We start from the raw sequence: 18,228 nt of genomic DNA on the forward strand, positions 1-18,228 counted from the left end.
ATCCGTGCCGCCGGGTTTTAGGGCTCGGGGGTATCCCCGCAAGGTTCTATTCGGCCTGAAAACCTCCGGCCTTTAGTAATTTATTCCATCTCCCGGGACGAATTTCCCTTCGGCCATAGATATATGATGGCGGTCAGGATTTTTCCGGCCGCCCGAGGATGGAGCGGAAACGGCCGAGGAGCCCCTTGGGCTGGGGCGGGGCGACGGGGTCGGATTCCCGGGCGTCCAGGTCCACGTCGGGCGGCACCTGGGTGGAGGGGTCCAGTTCCAGGGCCTTCCGGTAGCAGGCCGCGGCGTTGGCCTCGAAGCCCTTGCGGTGGTAGAGCTCGCCCATGGAAGCCCAGGGCGCGGCGGCCCGGGGGCGGAGCTTGGAAGCGGTCTGGAGCGCGTCGATGGACCGGGTCGACCAGGCGGGGTTGGCCAGCCTCAGCTGGCCGAGCATGAGCCAGGCGTCGTAGGCCACGTCCAGGTCGGGCTCCAGCTGCACGGCCTGCTCCAGCGTGCGGATGGCCTCCACGGTGCGGTCCATGAGGACCTGCTGGCGCGCCTTGCGCACGAGGCTCTTGGCCCGGGCCGAGCCCTCCAGGGGCTGGGGCGGCGGGGGGGGCGGCACGTAGGCGGGGACCTCCTGCTGGAACGGGGACTCGGGCGGCTGCAACGGGAGCGGCTGCTGGAAGGGGGAGGAGGGCTGGAACCCGTGGGGCTGGGGGGGCGGCGCCTGCGCCGCGAAGGGATCCGGGCGCGCGAAGGGATCCGGCCGGGGGCCGGAAGGCGGCGCCTGGAAGGGGTCGAGCCGGGGCATGGGCGCAGGGGGCTGGGGCGGCGTGCGCGGCGCGGCCTCGTCGGAGTAAGGCTCGGAGAGGCCGTAGGGATCCTCGGCCCTGGGCAGCGGGTGGCTGGGCTCAGGTTCAAGGTCCAGGAACTCGGGGTGCAGGGCGGCCTGGTCCAGCTGGATCGGGGGCTCGAGGGGGGGCGGAACGTGGATCCGGGCGCGGCCTCCGCCCGGCGGGAAGATCAGGGGGAACTCCTTGGGTCCCTTCAGGGGCAGGGGCGGCATGGCAAGGTGGGGCGTGACCGGCGTCTGCGCCGGGGGTTCGGGCGGCTCGCCGCTGACGCTGGGCAGCGTCCCGCCACACAACACCAGGGCCCCCAGGGCCCACAGGGTGATGATGAAGCGGCCCGCGGCCTCCTCCTCCAGGTTGCTGAGGGAACGGAAGGTCTCGAAGCTGATGGGGTCGGCGCCCAGGAAGGAGAGCGCATAGGCGGTTCCGGGGGTGAGGGGCAGGTCGCTGAGGCTCTCCACCAGGTCCCGGCGGCCCTCCCAGCGCCACTCCGTCTCCCGGTCCAGGACCGTCAGGAGGTCCATGAGGTAGTGGGACTCCTGGAAGGTGTTCCAGATGAAGTGGCGGTGCTGGAGCTTGAAGTGCAGGTCCTGCTCCAGCCGCTTCTCCATGGGACCGGCGTGCCACGTCCATGCAAGCACCGGGTGCTCGAGGGCGTGGATCATGATCTGTTCCTGCAGGGCCTGCAGGTGGAGGTCCCGCTCCTCGAGGTTCATCATGCCCCACTGGATGACCTTCTCCCCGATGCGGTAGCGCTCGTCGTTGGCCAGCAGCTCGTTGAGGGAGGCGAGGTCGAGGATCCCCTGGCGGAGCAGGTAGTTCCCGAACTGCTCTCCGGCCACGTCGCTCTTGAGGTGGATCAGCTCGCCCCGGCTGATGAAGAGGGTGCGCACCCCGTCGTTGTGTTCGAGGATGAGTTCGCCGCTCACGGCCTCCTGGCGCATGGCGCCCATGAGGACGGGCAGGTTCTTGATGGCCTCGGTCACGGGTTCTCCGGTGGTGAAATTACGTCATTATAGGCAAGGTCCGCCGCCGGGCGCGTCCAGAATCGAGCACAACAGTTATTATTGATGACGATGGTGGCAGCCTCCCGGTGGGCCATCCAGGAAAAGGTTGGGAAGATCCCTTGGAAGGTGGCCATTGAAACGCACGGGCAGGTCCCCATCCCCGCTGGAGGCGGGGCTCGCCTACACCTTCCGGGACGAGGCGCTGCTGCGCACGGCCCTGACCCCGCCCTCCTCCGGGCTGTCCCCGGACAACCAGCGGCTGGAGTTCATGGGGGACTCCATCCTGGACCTGTGCGTGTCCCTCCTGGCGTACCGCGAGCACCCCTCCTGGCCCGAGGGCTCCCTCTCCAAGCTGCGCGGGCTCATGGTCTGCACCGACGCCCTCCATGCCTGGGCGCTGGATCTCGGCGTGACGCTGGTCGCCGGTCCCCGGTCGCCGAAGAAGGGCGGAGCCAGCCTGCGCAACGCCCTGGCCGACGCCATGGAGGCCCTCCTGGCGGCCGTGTTCCTGGACCTCCAGGCCGCGGGGGGGAACCCCCTGGACGGCGTCCTCGCCATCGTCGAGGGCCGCTTCCTGGAGCAGATCCGGGCGGCCTACGTGGGGATCTGGGAGGCCAAGGACCACAAGACGACGCTGCAGGAGCGGGGGGCGGCGCTCGGACTGCCCCCGCCCGTCTACGAGCTGCTGGACCGGCAGGGCCCCGACCACGCCCCCTCCTTCACGGTGCGGACCGTGGTGGGCGGCTTCGAGGCCGTGGGCCGGGCGGGGAACCTGAAGGGGGCGCAGATGGAGGCGGCGCGCCTCCTGCTGGCGGCCCTGCCCAAGCCTCCTTCTTGAAGTGGTCCGCATCGGTTACCATCACCACCATGGACTGAGGATTGAAGACCCCTTGAAGATCCTGCCGACAGTGAACATCCAGAATGGACGCGCGGTCCCCATCGTGGGGGAGGGCGAGGGCGTCGACCTCCTGCCCCTGGTGGCCTTCCTCCTGGACCAGGGCTGCCACCGCCTGGCGCTGGTGGACGTGGACGCGGCGCGGGGCCAGGGCAACAACCGCGAGCTCATCTCCCGGGCCATCCAGAAGTTCCACGCGGGCCGCCCGAAGGTCTGCATCCAGGTGGGCGGGGGCATCCGCAGCTCCGACCAGGCCCAGTACTTCCTGGACCAGGGGGCCACCTGGCTCGCCGTGGGGACCATCCTCCAGCGCTCTCCCGTGATGGTGGAGCAGCTCCTGGCGCGGTTCCGCGAGCACCTCACCGCCGCGGTGGACGCCCGCGGCGGCGAGATCCTCCCGTCGGGCTGGGGCGGGATCAGCGGCGAGACCGCCGAGGCCGCGGGCCGCCGCATCGGGGACTTCGGCTTCAAGCGGCTCCTCTTCCTGGACCTTCCCGCCACCCGGCCCGCCGTTCCGGACTTCGCCACCGCCCGCACCCTGTCCCTGAGCTCGCGCCTCTCCATCTGGATGGGCGGCAGCATCCAGACTGCCTCCCACCTGGCCCAGGCCCGCGAAGTCTCCGGCATCCAGGGCCTGGCGGTCGATGGGCTCCTCCTCCGCGGCGACGCGGCCCTCACGGCATCCCTGACCCTTCCCGGCTGCTGAGGAGGGGGTGTGGCTGAGCCCGAGGCGCCCTTCGTCCTGAGCCTTCCGGAGCCGGACCGGCTCCACTTCAGGAACCTGGCCCTCATACGCCCCCAGATGCCCTCGGAGCGCCAGATCGAGCTCATCGAGAGCCTCGGGCGCAACCTCTCCTCCCCGAGGCTGCTCACCCTCATCGCCCGGACCCCCCACTGGCTCGTCCACGCTCCGGTGCTCCACGCCCTGGCCGGCAACGAGAGCACGCCCGAGCCCATCCGGCGGGACCTGGAGATGGCGGTTTCGCTGTTCGACCTCATGCGGGAGATGGAGCGCGCCCCGGAGGGCGAGAAGGCCGAGCGTTCCGAATCCATCAAGGCCATCTACCAGGACCTGCCCCCGGACCTGAAGCCCATCGTCAAGCAGCTCGCCAAGCAGCTCGCCAGACCCGTGAACGCCTCGGGCACGACGATGGAGATGCCGCCCCTGCCGCCGGCCGAGGCCGACTGGGAGGCCCTGACCCTGCCCCCCCAGGGCCGGGGGCCCTCGCCGCTGCCCTACCGGATCCCCAAGCAGGACCGGGCCACGGCCGCGGAGGCCACCCTGATCCAGGAGGACCTCCAGAAGTACCTCGCGGACGAGGAGCCCGAGGTTCGCACTGCGGCCTTGCGCAACCCGGCACTTTCCGAGGAGATCCTCCTGGCCTGCCTGCCCGGGGCCGGACGGGAGCTGTTCGAGGAGATCTACCAGGAGGCGCGCTGGTACTTCAAGGACCCCGTGCGGGAAGCCCTGGCCGAGGCCCCCCGCTGCCCGGCGGCCATGGGCCGGAAGATGGACAGCACCCGGGATCTGGTGGCCCTCCTGGAGCGGGGCGGCCAGAACCGGCGCCATCTGCACCGCATCGTGAGCCTGTTCACCCAGTTGGAGGAGTCGGAGTACCAGTACCTGACCTTCTGGGCCAAACGCAGGGCACCCAACATGCTGCGGGTCATCAAGATCTTTTTCGACCGCCTCCAGCGGCGCCGGACGAACCAGGCCAGCGGTCTTTCCCCGGTGCAGTCCGAGGGACGGTGGGTCTCGCTGGAGGAGCGGGTCTTCATGGCCAACCAGGCCACCCAGCCGGACCAGATCGTGGCGGCCCTGCGCGACCCGGACCCCCAGGTGTTCACCGTGGCGCTGGAGAACCCCGGCCTCACGGCCCGGGAGCTCATCTCGGTCATCCCGCACCTGGACAGCATCCGCGCCGAGCGCCTGGCCTTCAGCCGCACCTGGAGCGCCTACCCCGCCGTGCGGGAGGCCCTGCTCCACAACGTCCATCTGGGCGAGGACACCGCGCTCGGCCTGCTCCGGAGCCTGGAAGGCCCGCCCCGGGTGCTGCTGGAGCTGCTGCGGGACCAGCGGGTGCCCCACCTGTCCGTGAAGAAGGCGGCCCTGGACCTGCTCCGCGCCTCGTACGAGCAGATGACGGTCCCCCAGCGGATCGTCGCCCTGCGCAGCTCGGGCGGGGAGCTCATGCGCCACCTGCCCGCGGAGGTCCTCAAGGACGAGGACACCCTGCGCCTGCTGGTGGCCGATCGCCAGCTGGACCCCACGATCCTCCTGCGCCTGGCCCGGAACAAGCAGACGCCGCGCCCCATCCTTGAGCTCATCGCAGGCCACGCGGCCCTCATGGCCCACCCCGCGGTGATGACCGAACTGCTGTTGAACCCCAAGACGCCGAGGGAGGCTTCCACCCGCATCTGGGCCCTCCTCTCGGACAGCGAGCAGAAGCACCTGCTCCGGAGCCCGCACCTGCCCACGGCCCTCCGGGCCTTGGCGGACTAAGCGATTCCCCCCGGCAGGCGTAGCCAAGACGAACGGAGAATCCATGAACCTGCCCCGCCGCATCCCCGGTGCCACCCTGGGCGGAGCCATGGTCCTGGTCGTGGCGCTCGCCTGCGGCCGGCAGCGCTCCGCGGGGCCCGATTGGGTCGCCTCCGCCCCGGCCGGTTCGGTGATGGCCCTGTCCGGCCAGGCGGGCTGGCTTCTGGAACAGCGGAGCTTCCAGACCTACCTGGCGAAGTTCCCCTACGCCGACCAGACCCTCGACCTCTTCCTCAAGAAGGCCCGCATCAACCCCCACCAGGAATCCGGCCGCATCAACTTCTATGTGATGGGCTTCCCCGACGGCAAGACGCCGCCGGACTTCCTCATCCAGCTGGGCGGCTTCAAGGACCAGCGGGCCGTGCAGATGGCCATCGCCGAGGCCTTCCCCGCCGAGGGGTCCCTCCCGGTGAGGAAGAAGGAACTGCCCATCTACGTCATCCTGGACATCAACCAGTACCACATCCGGGCCGTGGCCGATCCGGCCGGCCGCATCTGGCTCGGGGAACTGCGCTCGCTGGCCAAGCTGGACGCGGGCACGTTCCCGCCCCGCCATCCGGTCTCGAACGCCGCGGAATGGGTCAACGCCGGGGCCCCCTTCCAGGGGTTCATCCGCACCCAGGCCCTCCTGGACGGTCTCTCCGGCAACGTGCCTCCCGAACTGGCCCGGAACCTGCCCCAGGGGATCGAGGCGCTCGCCTGGAGCGTGACGCCCGGCGAGGGCGGCAAGAATGGCCTCCACCGCTTCGAGCTGGCCATCACGGGCTCCCCCGAGGGCATCGTGCAGGTGGCGCCCTGGGTCCAGCGCTTCATGGCCGCCGCCTCCAGCCTCCAGGGGGGCCAGGCCGGGCAGGCCCCCGAGATCCTTCAGGAACGAAAACGCATCGGCCTGCGCTGCCAGCTCACGGGCGAGCAGATCAACCAGGCCCTGGCCAAGCTCTCCCAGCCCGGGCTCTCCAGCCTGGTGCACCGGCCATGACCGGAGCGGTCCTGGAAGAGCGCCCTCCGGAATTCTGGATGATGCGCCTCAAGGCCGGACAGGAGGAGGCCCTGGCCCACCTCATGACCCGCTTCGAGAAGCCGGTCTTCGCCTTCCTGTACCGCCGCCTGGGGGGGGAGACGGGGGTCGTGCAGGAGCTCACCCAGGATGTCTTCCTCAAGTGTCTCCAGCATTGCCAACGTTTCGAGGAGGGCCGGCCGGTCGCCGCGTGGATTTTCACCCTGGCGGCTAATGCGGCGACGGACCATCTCCGTAAACGAGGTCGGGAGCTGCCCCCGCCCGAGACCTTTGACGCACCCGACCCCCACCAGCCCGCACCTTGGGACACGGTCGACCAGAGCCGGCGGATCCGGAGCCTGCGACAGGCCCTGGAGGGCCTGACCCCTCGGCAGCGGACCATGGTCCTGGCCTACTACGTCCACGAGCACCCCGTGAAGCGAATCGCGGACGACCTGGGCTGCGCCGAGGGCACCGTGAAGGCCACCCTGTTCCAAAGCCTCGCCAAATTGAGAAAGAACCTGGAAGTGACCCATGAAACCCGAACCTGAGATCCTGAGCGACGAAAGGGCCTTCGAGATCCTCGAACAGCCCGAGCTCTGGCCCGACGACCCGGAGACCCAGGCCCGCCTGGCCAGCCTCCTGGAAATCCACCTCGCCCTCCTGGGGGCGGGTGTCGCCGCCCAGGCCGCGGAGGGCGCTCCCGCCCCCGTGCCCCTGATCCGCCGCTTCCCCTGGCTCATGTCCGCCGCGGCGGCCGTGCTGGTGGCCCTGCCCCTGGCGTACCACGCCGTGAACGCCCGGGAGATGGCCGTGGTGGCCAAGGACCAGGCCCGCATCCAGGACCTGGCCCAGAAGCGGGCCCAGGACCGGCTCTGGGCAGCCTTCTTCCAGCAGTCCTCCACCCTCATCCAGGATTTCACCAAGAACCCCAAGGCCTGCGAGAGGAAGAACACCGAGGACCGCGCCGCCGAGCGCGAGATCGCCCTGGCCCTGCTCCAGTCCAGCCACGGCCTCTCCTCCCAGCTCGCGCCGGCCCCCGAGGCCGAGGCGGTGCGGGAGGACCTGCACGCCTGGCTGCGGGAGCTCTCCCTGGAGGATCCCTGCATGGACCCCCAGCGGGCCCAGGAACTCAGGCAGTGGGCGGACACGCACGGCCTTGAGGACGAAGCCCAGCGGCTCAGCCGGCTGCTCAAGGGAGGGTCGATTTGATCCCGCTGGTCCTGGCCTTGGCTCTGCTGGCCGGCCCCGCGCCGGATCCCGCCCCCGAACCCTCCGCGGCCTGGACGGGCCCGCGGGAGGGTCCGGCCGACGCGCTCCTGCGCGAGGCCAAGAACCTCAGGTATGCGCAGCGCTGGTTCGAGGCCGCGGCGGTGTACCGGAAGTTCCTGGCGGCCCATGCGGACTCCCCCCGGGGGCCCGAGGCGCGGTTCTGGCTGGCCGCTTCGCTGGAATCCGACCAGCGCTGGGACGAGGCCGCCGACGCCTACACCGCCTTCCTGGAGGCCCACCCCGACCAGCGGCTCCTGGGCAAGGAGGCCCGCATGAACCGCGTGCGCTGCTGGGGCATCCGCCAGGGGCAGCAGCCCCGGGCCACGCCCGGGCTCCTGGAGGCCCTGAAGGACCCTTCCGTGGATGTGCAGGTGGCTGCCGCCCTCCAGCTGGCCAAGGTCTGCGATCCCCGGGCGGCCGAGGGCCTGCGCAAGGGGCTCCAGATTCCGGGCTACGCCGACGCCTGCGCCTCCGCCCTCACCGTCATGGGCCTGAAGGCCGTGGCGCCCCCGGACCGCCAGGCCCGCTTCCTGGTCATCCGCATCAAGGAGGCCGGCAAGCCCGACACGGTCACCATCCGCCTGGCCCTCACCCTGGCCCGGGCCGTGGGGAACTACCTCACCGACGCCCAGATCCGCCAGGCCCGCGCGAAGGGTTTCGAACTGGAGGGGATCACGGACCAGGCCGCCTCCATGCCCAAGGGGAGCGTGCTCCTGTCGGTTGACGACGCCAAGAGCAGCGTGCAGGTGACGGTGGAGTAGGGCTGGTAGAGTAGTTGGATGTCGAACTTTGCCCGGTTCTACCGCGAACACCTGAAGCGCTTCCTGCCCCTGATGGTGGGGGGATCCCTGCTGCTGACCCTGGCGGGGTCCTGCCAGGGGGCCATGATCGGGATCACCAACCTCATCTTCCGCTTCCTCATGGGCGTCAAGGAGGACCCCTCCTCCAGCGTGTCCAGGTTCAGGCTGCTGGCTGAACTCAAGGCCTGGGCCCTGGCGCACCTGCCTTCCGAGGCGCTTTTCCAGGAGAAGATCTGGCTCCTGCCCGCCCTCCTGGTACTCGTCTTCATCCTCAAGGGCTTTTTCACGTACAGCGGCACCCTCCTGATGGTCCGCTCCGGCATCCGGGCCACCATCTCGCTGCGGGAGCGGCTCTTCGCCAAGCTGCTGAAACAGGAGCCTGCCTATTTCCAGCGCCACCCGGTGGGGGAGCTCCTCCAGCGCTGCATCAGCGACGTGGGGGCCGTCCAGGGCATCGCCTCCAACCAGCTGGCGGACGCCACCCGGGAGATCACCCAGGCCCTGGTCATGCTGGGCTACGTGATGTACCTGAACTGGCAGCTGAGCCTCACCATCTTCATCGCCGGGCCCCTGGTGGTCCTGCCCATCAAGAAACTCAGCCAGAAGATCCGCAGGATCAACCACCGGAACATGGAGGCCTCCAGCCACGTCCTCCAGCGGCTCAAGGAGGTCTTCAGCAACATCCGGGTGGTGCTGGGTTTCGCGCGGGAGCCCTTCGAGGAGGCCCGGTTCCACGACCTGAACAACGAACTGTTCCGCCTGGGCATGAAATCCGCCCGGGTCTCGGCCATCTCCCACCCCATCATGGAACTGGTGGGGGGGGTGCTCCTGGCCCTTCTATTCATGTACGCCACCGGACAGGTGCGCTCCGGGCGCATGAGCGGCCCCGATTTCCTCACCTACGTCCTGGCCCTCTACAGCTTCTACGACCCCATCCGGCGGCTCACCAAGCTCAACAGCGACATCCAGGTGGCCCAGGCCAGCCTGGACCGGGTCTACAGCGTGCTGGACCGGGAAACGGAAATGGCCGCCCCGGCCAACCCCCGGCCGGTGCCGGTCGTGCCCGAACGCCTGGCCTTCGAGGACGTGCGCTTCACCTACGAGGGGAAGAACGGGCGCAACGAGGTGCTCAAGGGCATCAACCTCCAGGTGGCCAAGGGCGAGACCGTGGCCCTGGTGGGCGGCTCCGGCGGCGGCAAGACCACCGTGGTCAACCTCGTGCCGCGCTTCTTCGATCCCACCGGGGGCCGGGTGACCCTGGACGGCACGGACCTGCGGGACTTCGACCCCCGGGAGCTGCGCCAGCGCATCGGCATCGTCACCCAGGAGACCCTGCTCTTCATGGACTCGGTGCACGACAACATCGCCTACGGCAAGGACGCCACGCGCGAAGCGGTGGTGGAGGCGGCGAAGAAGGCCCACGCCCACGACTTCGTCACGGCCCTGCCCAGGGGCTACGACACCCCCCTGGCGGAGACGGGCTCGACCCTCTCGGGCGGCCAGCGCCAGCGCCTGGCCATCGCCCGGGCCCTGCTCCAGGATCCCCCCATCCTCATCCTGGACGAGGCCACCAGCGCCCTGGACACCGAAAGCGAGCGCGCCGTGCAGGACGCCCTGGAGGTGCTCATGCGCGACCGCACCACCCTCGTCATCGCCCACCGCCTCTCCACCATCCAGCGGGCCACGCGCATCTGCGTCCTGCGCCAGGGGGAGATCGCCGAGATGGGCACCCACGAGGAGCTGCTGGCCCTGCACGGGGAGTACGAGCGACTCTACACGCTCCAGTTCCACCCATGAAGCGCACGGACTTCCACTTCGACCTCCCCCCGGAGCTCATCGCCCAGCATCCCGCGCCCGCGAGGGACGGCGCGCGGCTCCTGGTGGCGGACCCGGTCACCCGGACGCTCCAGCACCGGTCCATCCGCGACCTGCCCGGCCTGGTGCCGGAGGGGACCCTCTGCGTGCCCAACGACGTGAAGGTGCGCCATGCCCGGCTGCCGCTTCGGCGGGCCGGGGGCGGCGAGGGGGAGGCCCTGCTGCTGCGCGCTCTGCCGGGCGGCTGCTTCGAGGCCCTGGTGCGGCCCGGGGCGCGCCTCAAGCCCGGCAAGGCCGCCCACGTGGTGGACGCCGCGGGCCAGGTGCTGGCGGAAGTGCGCGTGGAGGAGGCCCTGGAGGAGGGGCTGCGCCGGGTGCGGGTCCTGGGTCCCGGCGGCGGAGAGCTGGACTGGGACGCGGTGGACGCCATCGGCCGCCTGCCCCTGCCGCCCTACATCACCCACCCCGCGGACGCCGAGGACGAGGGCCGCTACCAGACGGTCTTCCACGCCCGGGACGGCGAGGCCGTGGCCGCGCCCACCGCCGGCCTGCACTTCACGGAGGAGCTCATCGGCGCCCTGGAGGCCCGGGGCTGCCTCTGGAGCCCGGTGCGCCTCCACGTGGGCCTGGGCACCTTCCGCCCCATGACGGCCGAGGATCTGGGCGACCACGTCATGCACGAGGAGCGCTACGAGGTTCCCGAGGCCACCGCGGCCCTGCTGGAACCGGTGCTGCGGGAGCGGGCCCGGTCCCTGCTGGCGGTGGGCACCACCAGCCTGCGGACCCTGGAGGCCGCCTGGGACGGTTCGTCCCTGCGGCGTTCCGGCTCGACCCGCATCTTCATCCAGCCCGGCTGCCGCCTGCGGACCGCGGACCTGCTGCTCACGAACTTCCACCTGCCTGAGAGCACCTTGTTCGTGCTGGTCTCGGCGCTTCTGGGCGTGGATTTCGCGCAGGAGGCCTACCGGGAGGCCATCCGGGAGCGGTACCGGTTCTTCAGCTACGGCGATGCGATGCTCATCTTGAACGCGAGACCCGAACGCTAATTCCTCGGGGGACCTCGGCGATGCGTTCTGTTTCAAGCCCTTTTGGCGCATCCGACTGCAGCGCCGGAGGTCCAGGGAACGAAGCGCATCGCCGAGGCCGCCGAGGGGCCGAGGTCCGCCGAAAAAACATTAAATAAGTATCTTTATTATTGCATTTAGGTTTGATTTACACACGGACGTGGCAATCGGGCGTGCCGGGCAAGCTACGATGGATGTGGAAGAGGTGAAATTCATGGACATCATGAACACCGTAAAAGCCCTGGATACCAAGGCTCGCCGCGTATGGGTGGAGGCCGGCCGCATCCAGCTCGAGACCGAGGATGGCCGTACCGCGTCGGTGCCCATTTCGTTCTACCCCCAGCTGGCCTGGGGCAAGGAAGAGGATCTGAAGAAGGTGCGGCTCCTGGGTGGCGGGCAGATGATCCACTGGCCCCGGCTGGAGGAGGCGCTCCGGCCCTCCGACCTGCTGCGGGACGCGAAGATCTGCTGAAAACCTTAATCGGGTAAGGATGCCAGGAAGGCGCGGGTGTCCGGCGTGGCCCCCGGCTGGGTGCACACGTAGGCGGACAGCTGCGCGGCGCGCCGGTGGACGGCGGGAAGCGGAAGTCCCTGGACCAGGCCCGCCGCCAGGGCGGCGGTGAAGGCGTCGCCGGCGCCCACGGTGTCCACCACCTCCACCTTCACGCCGGGTTCCACCAGGGGGGCGCCCCCGGCATGGAGCTCGCTGCCCCTGGAACCGAGGGTGAGGGCCACGAGTTTGAGGCCGTACCGCCTGCGCAGGCCCTCGGCTCCGCCGGCGCCGCACATGTCGGCCACCAGGGGCAGTTCGTCCTCGTTGAGTTTCAGGACGTCGCAGAGGCCCAGGAAGGCGCGCACCCGCTCGGGGCTGTGGTAGTCCTGGCGGAGGTTCACGTCGAAGATGCGCAGGCAGCCCGGGGACGCGGCGGCCAGGAAGCGGCGCACGGTGTCCAGGGTGCGGGGGCCCCGGGAGGCCAGGGTCCCGAAGCAGATGGCGGCGGCCCCGGCGGCCACCTGGCCCAGGTCCGGCGTCCAGGCCAGGGCGTCCCAGGCCACGTCCGGGTGGATGGCGTAGGTGGGATGGCCATGGGGATCCAGGGCGACCGCCACGGTGCCGGTGGGGAGCGCGGGGTCCACCTGCACGGGGCCGCCGTCCACGCCCAGGGACCGGAGGCGCTCCAGGGCTTCGCGGCCCAGGGCGTCGTCCCCCACGCGGCTCACCACCGACCCGGCGCAGCCCAGGCGGGAGGCGTGGCAGGCGAAGTTGGCGGGGGCGCCGCCCAGGCGCCGCCCGCCAGGGTAGATGTCCCACAGCAGCTCGCCGATGCCGACGACCCGCGGTGCCATCAAAGGTAGTCCATGAACTGGTGGAGGACGGGGATCTTGTGGCGCTTGCCCTTGCAGGCCTGCAGCACGGAGATGACGGACATGGCCAGGCACCACATGAGCCACACGGGCAGGAAGAACCGCAGGAACACCCACCCCAGCAGGGGGAACAGGCCCATGATCGCCAGGGCCAGGGCCAGGCTCACCTCGGTGAAGGCCAGCAGCACGCCCTGGCGGGAGTGCCACAGGAGCTCCTCGTCATCCCTGCGCCGAAGGTAGGGCAGGAAGGCCCAGGGTCCGGCGTAGCAGAGGATGAGATCCCTCAGGCGGTCGCCCGTGTAAAGGGGGGCAGGGGACTCAAGGGACACGTAGCGACCTCCGGACTTAAAATAGCATCAGCAGGGCCACGCAGGCCATGAGGATGGCGAAGCCCTTGCGGAGCCTGGGGGCGTTCAGGCGGGTGGCAATGCGGGCGCCGCCGTAGGCGCCGAACAGGAAGCCGACAGCCACGCCGGCCATGATGAGCCAGGGCAGGCCGCCCTGGTGCCGGGCGTAGACGATGACCCCGGGCAGGCCGATGGGGGCGAGCATGAAGGCCAGGCAAGCCGCCTGGGCCTCGTGCTGGGGGAGGTCCAGGCTCCACACCAGGAAGGGGATGATGACGATGCCGCCCCCGATGCCCAGGAGGCCCGAGAGCAGGCCCGCCGCGAGGCCGATGCCCAGGCCGGGCAGGACCATCTCCCGCGCCGTGGGGACCCGCGTCTCCCGTCCGGGCGCCAGGGGCTTCTGGAGCCAGGTGCGCACGGCCAGGATGGCCAGGAAGACGCCGAACACGGTGCGCAGGGGGCCGTCGGGGATATGGGAGGCGAGCCGGGCCCCGCTCCAGACCCCGGGGAGGAAGGCTGCGGTGAGGCAGCCCACCAGGGGCCAGTGGATGCGGATGCCCCGCTGGCGGAAGTGGAGCACCGCGGGCAGGCCGTTGGGCAGGAGCATGGCCGCCAGGGTCACCCCCTGGGCCTGGTGCTGGGACAGGCCCAGCAGGAGCCCCAGCATGGGGATGAGGATGATGCCCCCGCCGATGCCGAAGAGGCCGGAGAGGATTCCGCCGCAGAGGCCCGCGGCCATGGATCCCGCGGCAAGTACCAGGGGTGCCGTCATGCGAATGCCTCCTTCACCACTCTAAATGGGGGCCGGTCATGTTCCAATGGAATGGATTGGAATGACAGCCCCATGCAGATTAAGTTCTCCGAAGATGTGATCCTCGACAGCCGCCGCGCCATCCTGATGCCCCGCCAGGAGACCCTGGTCATCGCCGACCTGTTCCTGGGCCTGGGCGCCGGGCGGAGGAAACGTCCGGATGCCCTGCCCAACGGCCAGCAGCACGAGATCTGGGAACGTCTCCTGGGCCTGCTGGAGGACTTCAAGCCCAAGCGGGTGGCCATCCTGGGCGACATCAAGCCCAACCAGGGCCATCTGGAGGAGGACGAGGCCGAGGAGCTGCGCCTCCTCTTCCGCAAGCTGGGCAACCACGGGCGGGAGGTCATCCAGGTGGTGGGCCACCCCGAGCGCAGCTGGGGCCCCTCCCTGGAGGGCACCGGGATCCAGCCCATGGACACCTACCGGGTGGGCATCAACACCCTCATGCACCGCCGGCGCATCTTCGTGTATCCCCGCCACGATCCCCCCACGGGCTTCTGGATCAACGGCGGCCTCCACCCCCTTTTCGCCGTGCCCATGGCCGGGCCCGACCAGCAGGAGGAGTGGCTGCGCTACCCCGCCTTCCTCTACACCGGCTTCGCGCTGGTGATGCCGAGCTTCGTGTCCTACGCCCAGGGCTGGGAAGTGATGCAGCCCGAGCGGCTCCCCAAGCAGGCCCGGGCCTGGAAGGTTGTGGGGGACAACCTGCTGTCGCCGCTGTCCCTGCCGGACCTGCCGTCGCCGCCGGACAGCCAGAAGCTGATCACCAGGCCCCCGGCACGGGGAAAGCACCGGGAGAACCGGGGCGAGGAGAGCTAGCGGCCCAAGGCTGGGAGGGGTGGATGCGTTCCAGGAAGATCAGGGCGTCCAGTTCTTCGGGGGCGTTGATGGCAAGGGCGTGCGGGCGGGAAGGGTCGAAGCACAGGGGTATGAAACGGACGCCTTGGGGCGAATCCAGCCAGCGTCGAGTCTCTCCCTGGGGCCGGCCAGGGCGCAGGTCGAGGAGGAGCCGCGGCAGGCCGGTGGATCCCAGGGCTTCGTCCAGGGTGGCCCGGGGGTCCGGACCCACCTCGAAGGGGACCCAGGCCGGATCTTCCCGGCCGGCCTCCAGGGCCATGAACCCGCCGCGCCGGAAGGTCATCGCGACGGGTACGTAGTCGGCCCCGAGTTCCTGCGCGAGATGCCAGCCCATGGTGGGCCATCCCATCGAGTTCCGGAGGGATCTGGCGACGTGGCCGCAGTGGGCGAAAACCAGCACGCGGCCTCGAACGCCTTCCTGCCGCAGGACCCACCGGACATTTTCGGCCATGGCCAGCTCCCGGGCCCGGGACCCGCCCGTCAGATCCACAGCCAGTGGAATGAATTGGCCCAGCGCCACCAGCGACCGCCGCTGCCTTTCCAGGGACCGGGAGTCCAGGGCCGTGGTCAGCGCGTCGAGCCGCCGTTGAAGAAGCTCCAGGGCGGCCCGCCACCGGTCGGCCCGGGCCTGATCGCCCGGAAAGCCAGCCTCCTGGGCAGAACCGAGGTCCCCGAGTACCCTCTGGAAGTGGGACGCGGTCCTGGGATCATGCCGGCGAAAGAAGGTGAGGGCCCAGCGATAGGCGGGTCCAGGATCGGCCGGATCGATCCCGTAGATCCTGAATCTCGAATCCCGCGGCCTGGGGCCGTTGAAACGGCGCAGCCACTGGAGCAGGTCCCGGATCTCGCCGGTACGGTAGGCAAGGGGAAGGGCCTGGACGGATTCGGATTCTTCGCCCTGGATGAAGGCATCGAGCGTGAAGCCATCGCTGGGGGAAAGCTCCAGCGCGATGGCCCGGGGTTCTCCGCGACCGCCAAGGCACTGGATCACCTCGTGGACGATCTGGCGGAATTCCCTGGACCCGTGCGTGGCCTCCCCCAGGCCCAGCACGGCGCCGGACCTCAGCAAACCGTCCAGGCGGCCTGGGTCCCCGGTTTCCAGCGGGACGGCCTGGGCCTGAAGCCAGCCCACCGTTTTCCGCGGGGCGGGTGACGGCTCCGGAACGAGCACTGCGTTCCGGTCCTGGGGCACCCGTCCAGCCTCAAGCCACTCGCCCGGGTGCATCAGCCCCTTCGCCCACGGAAGGAAGAAATACGTCCCGGGGGCAACCGCGACCTCGTAGCGGCCATCTCGGATCCGGACCAGACGGACCGAAGCGGCCGTCAGGAGGGGACCCCCCAGGGGAGGCACAAGCCCCAGGATACCGTCCAGGGGGTGGCCCCCGAGGTCCCGGATCTCGCCGCGCAAAGGGGACCCGCCGCCCTGCAGCTGGAGCGGGAAAGGCAGGGTGTAGGTGGAACCCGGGTCCACGGAGAACCGGCTCACATTGGCACCGATGAAGGCCGGATGGCTCACCGAAAGGCCGTGAGGACCCGGCGGCAGCGAGAAGCGGAAGCGGCCCCGCCGATCCGTCCGCTGCCAGGCCACCCTTTCGAAGCCGCTCCAGCCCTCTACCGGATCAAGCGGAAAGACTGCGACCGCGGCACCCGGTTCAGGTTTGCCGGAAGGGTCGAGTACCTGACCCTCCACCACCCCCGTCACCGGGCGGCAGGAGAGGCTTCCGCCCAGAAGCCAGCAGAGGATCGCAGCCAGGGCCAGCCCGGGATGCCGCCTCGCGTTCACAGACAGCCGGCAGCGGTGATCAGTTGCGGACCACGTGCGGCTTCCCGTAGCCGGTGGCCAGCCGATGCTGGAGCATGTGGACGCTGTGGTTCGGGTCGGGAGGTCCCAGGATTCCGGGGTTCGCCTTGACCAGGGCATCGAACCTGGCCTGCCCGGCGGCCAATTGCTGGTCGCGGATGCCCCCGGGACGAAGGTAGGGGTCATCATCCCTGTTGAGATGCGTGGTCCGGACAAGGGAATTCCAGGGAAACCGGGAGATCATTCCTCCGGTGACCCCATCGAGCACGGAATCGTCAATGCGCGGCAAGGAGGGTGAAACGGTTCTCATGGCGTCTCCTTTCAGGGAAGGGCGGAATCAGCGGCCGGCTTGCTGAAGCCGGGCCGAATTCCGTCCAGGAAGGAGTGTCCTGGAGGCCGGGGCAGGTTCCCCGGTGGGGCTTCCCTCCCCGGGTTCCGTCAGTCCAGCATTCCCTTTTCGCGCATCCAGTCGTCGTTGAAGATCGTGCTCAGGTAGCGCGAGGCGCTGTCGGGGAAGAGGATGGCCACCCGCGCATCGGGCGCCAGGGTGGGCGCGATCCTGCGCAGGGCGTGGATCACGGCGCCGCTGGAGCCGCCCACCAGGAGGCCCTCGGTCCGGGCCAGTTCCCGGGCGGCGAGGAAGGCATCCCGGTCGGACACCTGGACCATCTCGTCGATCACGGAGAAGTCCGCGCAGCCGATGAGGAACTCGTCGCCCAGGCCTTCCAGGAGGTAGGGGGCGGCCTTGCCGGGTTCGCCTGTCTTGAAGAAGGGCGTGAACACCGAGCCCACCACGTCCACGGCCACGATCCGGACGGCGGGGTTGCGCTCCTTCAGGTAGCGGCCCACGCCCCCGATGGTGCCGCCGGTGCCCATGCCGGCCACGAAGACGTCGATCCTGCCGTCCATCTGGTCCCACACCTCGGGCCCGGTGCCCAGGTAGTGGGCCTCGTTGTTCTCGCGGTTGTTGTGCTGGTCGGGGAAGTAGCAGTGCGGCGTCTCCCGGGCCAGGCGGGGGGTGATGAGGTTGTAGCTGTCGGGATGCTCCGGGGGCAGGCTGGTGTCGACCCGGACCACGTCCACGCCCAGGGCGGTGAGCTGGTCCAGCTTCTCCTTGGAGGTGCGGTCCCGCACCACGGCCTTGAGGGTGTAGCCCTTCTGGATGGCGGCCAGGGCCAGGCCCATGGCGGTGTTGCCCGAGGAGTTCTCCAGGATCACGTCGCCCGGCTGGAGGCGCCCGTCCTTCTCGGCCTGCTCCACCAGGTACTTGGCGATGCGGTCCTTGCTGCTGCCCATGGGGTTCAGGTACTCGAGCTTGACCCACACCGGGAAGGGCATCCCGGCCGTGATGCGGCGCAGGCGCACCAGGGGGGTGTTGCCGATGACGTCGAGGAGGCTGTCGTAGACCCGCTTGTCACGCATCGGCGGGGATCTCCGCCACCAGCTCGATCTCCACCTTGGCGCCCCGGGGGAGGGCGGCGACCTGCACGGTGCTGCGGGCGGGCTTGGCGCCGCCCAGAAGCTTCTCGTAGACGGCGTTGAAGGCGCCGAACTCGGCCAGGTCCGTGAGGAAGACCGTGGTCTTGAGGACATGGGACCAGTCGGTGCCCGCGGCCTCGAGCACGGCGGCGAGGTTGGCCACCACGCGCTCGGTCTGGGCCTCGATGGGGCCGGTGACCAGCTCCATGCTGCCGGGCACCAGGGGGATCTGGCCGGCGGTGAACAGGAGGTTTCCCGAGATGCAGGCCTGGGAGTAGGGGCCGATGGCGCCGGGGGCGTTGGGGGTGGCGACGGTCTTCATGACGGACTCCT

General features: G+C 69.9%; 19 protein-coding genes. 11 read left to right on the forward strand and 8 right to left on the reverse strand.

Going from position 1 to position 18,228, the window contains the following annotated elements; all coding sequences use genetic code 11:
- Positions 1 to 133: 133 nt before the first annotated feature.
- Positions 134 to 1,828, reverse strand: coding sequence for a tetratricopeptide repeat protein (locus ACZ5MC_RS00765; RefSeq protein ID WP_306598350.1), 1,695 nt, complete (start codon positions 1,826 to 1,828; stop codon positions 134 to 136).
- Positions 1,829 to 1,982: 154 nt separating this feature from the next.
- Here ACZ5MC_RS00765 and ACZ5MC_RS00770 point away from each other — a divergent pair, with 154 nt between their 5' ends.
- The 10 genes from ACZ5MC_RS00770 to ACZ5MC_RS00815 all read left to right on the forward strand — a co-directional run bounded on the left by ACZ5MC_RS00770 (position 1,983) and on the right by ACZ5MC_RS00815 (position 11,706).
- Positions 1,983 to 2,687 carry a ribonuclease III family protein gene (locus ACZ5MC_RS00770; RefSeq protein WP_306598351.1) on the forward strand — a complete coding sequence of 235 codons (705 nt, stop codon included), beginning with the start codon at positions 1,983 to 1,985 and terminating at the stop codon, positions 2,685 to 2,687.
- Between the two features lie 52 nt (positions 2,688 to 2,739).
- On the forward strand, positions 2,740 to 3,450 hold the full coding sequence (locus ACZ5MC_RS00775) for a HisA/HisF-related TIM barrel protein (RefSeq protein WP_306598352.1): 711 nt from the start codon (positions 2,740 to 2,742) through the stop codon (positions 3,448 to 3,450).
- Between the two features lie 9 nt (positions 3,451 to 3,459).
- A complete protein-coding gene (locus ACZ5MC_RS00780) occupies positions 3,460 to 5,247 on the forward strand; it encodes a hypothetical protein (protein WP_306598353.1) in 1,788 nt (595 codons plus the stop codon).
- A gap of 43 nt (positions 5,248 to 5,290) precedes the next feature.
- Entirely contained in the window at positions 5,291 to 6,265 is a 975-nt protein-coding gene (locus ACZ5MC_RS00785) for a hypothetical protein (RefSeq protein ID WP_464516842.1), read from the forward strand.
- On the forward strand, positions 6,262 to 6,834 hold the full coding sequence (locus ACZ5MC_RS00790; protein WP_306598355.1) for an RNA polymerase sigma factor: 573 nt from the start codon (positions 6,262 to 6,264) through the stop codon (positions 6,832 to 6,834). Before ACZ5MC_RS00785 ends, ACZ5MC_RS00790 begins: the two co-directional genes overlap by 4 nt.
- Complete coding sequence (locus ACZ5MC_RS00795; RefSeq protein ID WP_306598356.1) at positions 6,818 to 7,495, forward strand: hypothetical protein; 678 nt, start codon at positions 6,818 to 6,820, stop codon at positions 7,493 to 7,495. Before ACZ5MC_RS00790 ends, ACZ5MC_RS00795 begins: the two co-directional genes overlap by 17 nt.
- On the forward strand, positions 7,492 to 8,316 hold the full coding sequence (locus tag ACZ5MC_RS00800; protein ID WP_306598357.1) for a tetratricopeptide repeat protein: 825 nt from the start codon (positions 7,492 to 7,494) through the stop codon (positions 8,314 to 8,316). The genes ACZ5MC_RS00795 and ACZ5MC_RS00800 overlap by 4 nt, the downstream gene beginning before the upstream one ends.
- Before the next feature lie 18 nt (positions 8,317 to 8,334).
- Positions 8,335 to 10,152, forward strand: coding sequence for an ABC transporter ATP-binding protein (locus ACZ5MC_RS00805; RefSeq protein WP_306598358.1), 1,818 nt, complete (start codon positions 8,335 to 8,337; stop codon positions 10,150 to 10,152).
- Positions 10,149 to 11,216: a tRNA preQ1(34) S-adenosylmethionine ribosyltransferase-isomerase QueA gene (gene queA / locus ACZ5MC_RS00810; RefSeq protein ID WP_464516843.1), complete on the forward strand. Its 1,068-nt coding sequence runs from the start codon at positions 10,149 to 10,151 to the stop codon at positions 11,214 to 11,216. The genes ACZ5MC_RS00805 and queA overlap by 4 nt, the downstream gene beginning before the upstream one ends.
- Before the next feature lie 232 nt (positions 11,217 to 11,448).
- Positions 11,449 to 11,706 (forward strand): DUF2442 domain-containing protein, encoded by a 258-nt coding sequence (locus tag ACZ5MC_RS00815; protein ID WP_306598360.1) that lies wholly within the window; start codon positions 11,449 to 11,451, stop codon positions 11,704 to 11,706.
- Between the two features lie 5 nt (positions 11,707 to 11,711).
- Here the strand turns inward: ACZ5MC_RS00815 and ACZ5MC_RS00820 are convergent, their stop codons facing one another.
- From ACZ5MC_RS00820 to ACZ5MC_RS00830, 3 genes are read right to left on the reverse strand one after another with little or no spacing between them, the layout of a single operon-like run.
- On the reverse strand, positions 11,712 to 12,581 hold the full coding sequence (locus ACZ5MC_RS00820; protein ID WP_306598361.1) for a carbohydrate kinase family protein: 870 nt from the start codon (positions 12,579 to 12,581) through the stop codon (positions 11,712 to 11,714).
- Positions 12,581 to 12,928: a hypothetical protein gene (locus tag ACZ5MC_RS00825; RefSeq protein ID WP_306598362.1), complete on the reverse strand. Its 348-nt coding sequence runs from the start codon at positions 12,926 to 12,928 to the stop codon at positions 12,581 to 12,583. Before ACZ5MC_RS00825 ends, ACZ5MC_RS00820 begins: the two co-directional genes overlap by 1 nt.
- 16 nt (positions 12,929 to 12,944) lie before the next feature.
- Positions 12,945 to 13,718, reverse strand: coding sequence for a sulfite exporter TauE/SafE family protein (locus ACZ5MC_RS00830; RefSeq protein ID WP_306598363.1), 774 nt, complete (start codon positions 13,716 to 13,718; stop codon positions 12,945 to 12,947).
- Positions 13,719 to 13,790: 72 nt separating this feature from the next.
- Between ACZ5MC_RS00830 and ACZ5MC_RS00835 the strand changes: the two genes are divergently transcribed.
- Positions 13,791 to 14,576: a metallophosphoesterase family protein gene (locus ACZ5MC_RS00835; protein ID WP_306598364.1), complete on the forward strand. Its 786-nt coding sequence runs from the start codon at positions 13,791 to 13,793 to the stop codon at positions 14,574 to 14,576.
- Here the strand turns inward: ACZ5MC_RS00835 and ACZ5MC_RS00840 are convergent.
- From ACZ5MC_RS00840 to ACZ5MC_RS00855, 4 genes are all read right to left on the reverse strand, one after another.
- A complete protein-coding gene (locus tag ACZ5MC_RS00840) occupies positions 14,521 to 16,536 on the reverse strand; it encodes an erythromycin esterase family protein (RefSeq protein ID WP_464516844.1) in 2,016 nt (671 codons plus the stop codon). The genes ACZ5MC_RS00835 and ACZ5MC_RS00840 overlap by 56 nt on opposite strands.
- Positions 16,418 to 16,660, reverse strand: coding sequence for a hypothetical protein (locus ACZ5MC_RS00845; RefSeq protein ID WP_306602324.1), 243 nt, complete (start codon positions 16,658 to 16,660; stop codon positions 16,418 to 16,420). The genes ACZ5MC_RS00840 and ACZ5MC_RS00845 overlap by 119 nt, the downstream gene beginning before the upstream one ends.
- 194 nt (positions 16,661 to 16,854) lie before the next feature.
- Positions 16,855 to 17,838: a PLP-dependent cysteine synthase family protein gene (locus ACZ5MC_RS00850; RefSeq protein WP_306598366.1), complete on the reverse strand. Its 984-nt coding sequence runs from the start codon at positions 17,836 to 17,838 to the stop codon at positions 16,855 to 16,857.
- A complete protein-coding gene (locus ACZ5MC_RS00855; protein WP_464516845.1) occupies positions 17,831 to 18,217 on the reverse strand; it encodes a RidA family protein in 387 nt (128 codons plus the stop codon). Before ACZ5MC_RS00855 ends, ACZ5MC_RS00850 begins: the two co-directional genes overlap by 8 nt.
- Positions 18,218 to 18,228: the final 11 nt, after the last annotated feature.

Source organism: Mesoterricola sp. JemC181 (genome assembly GCF_055384585.1).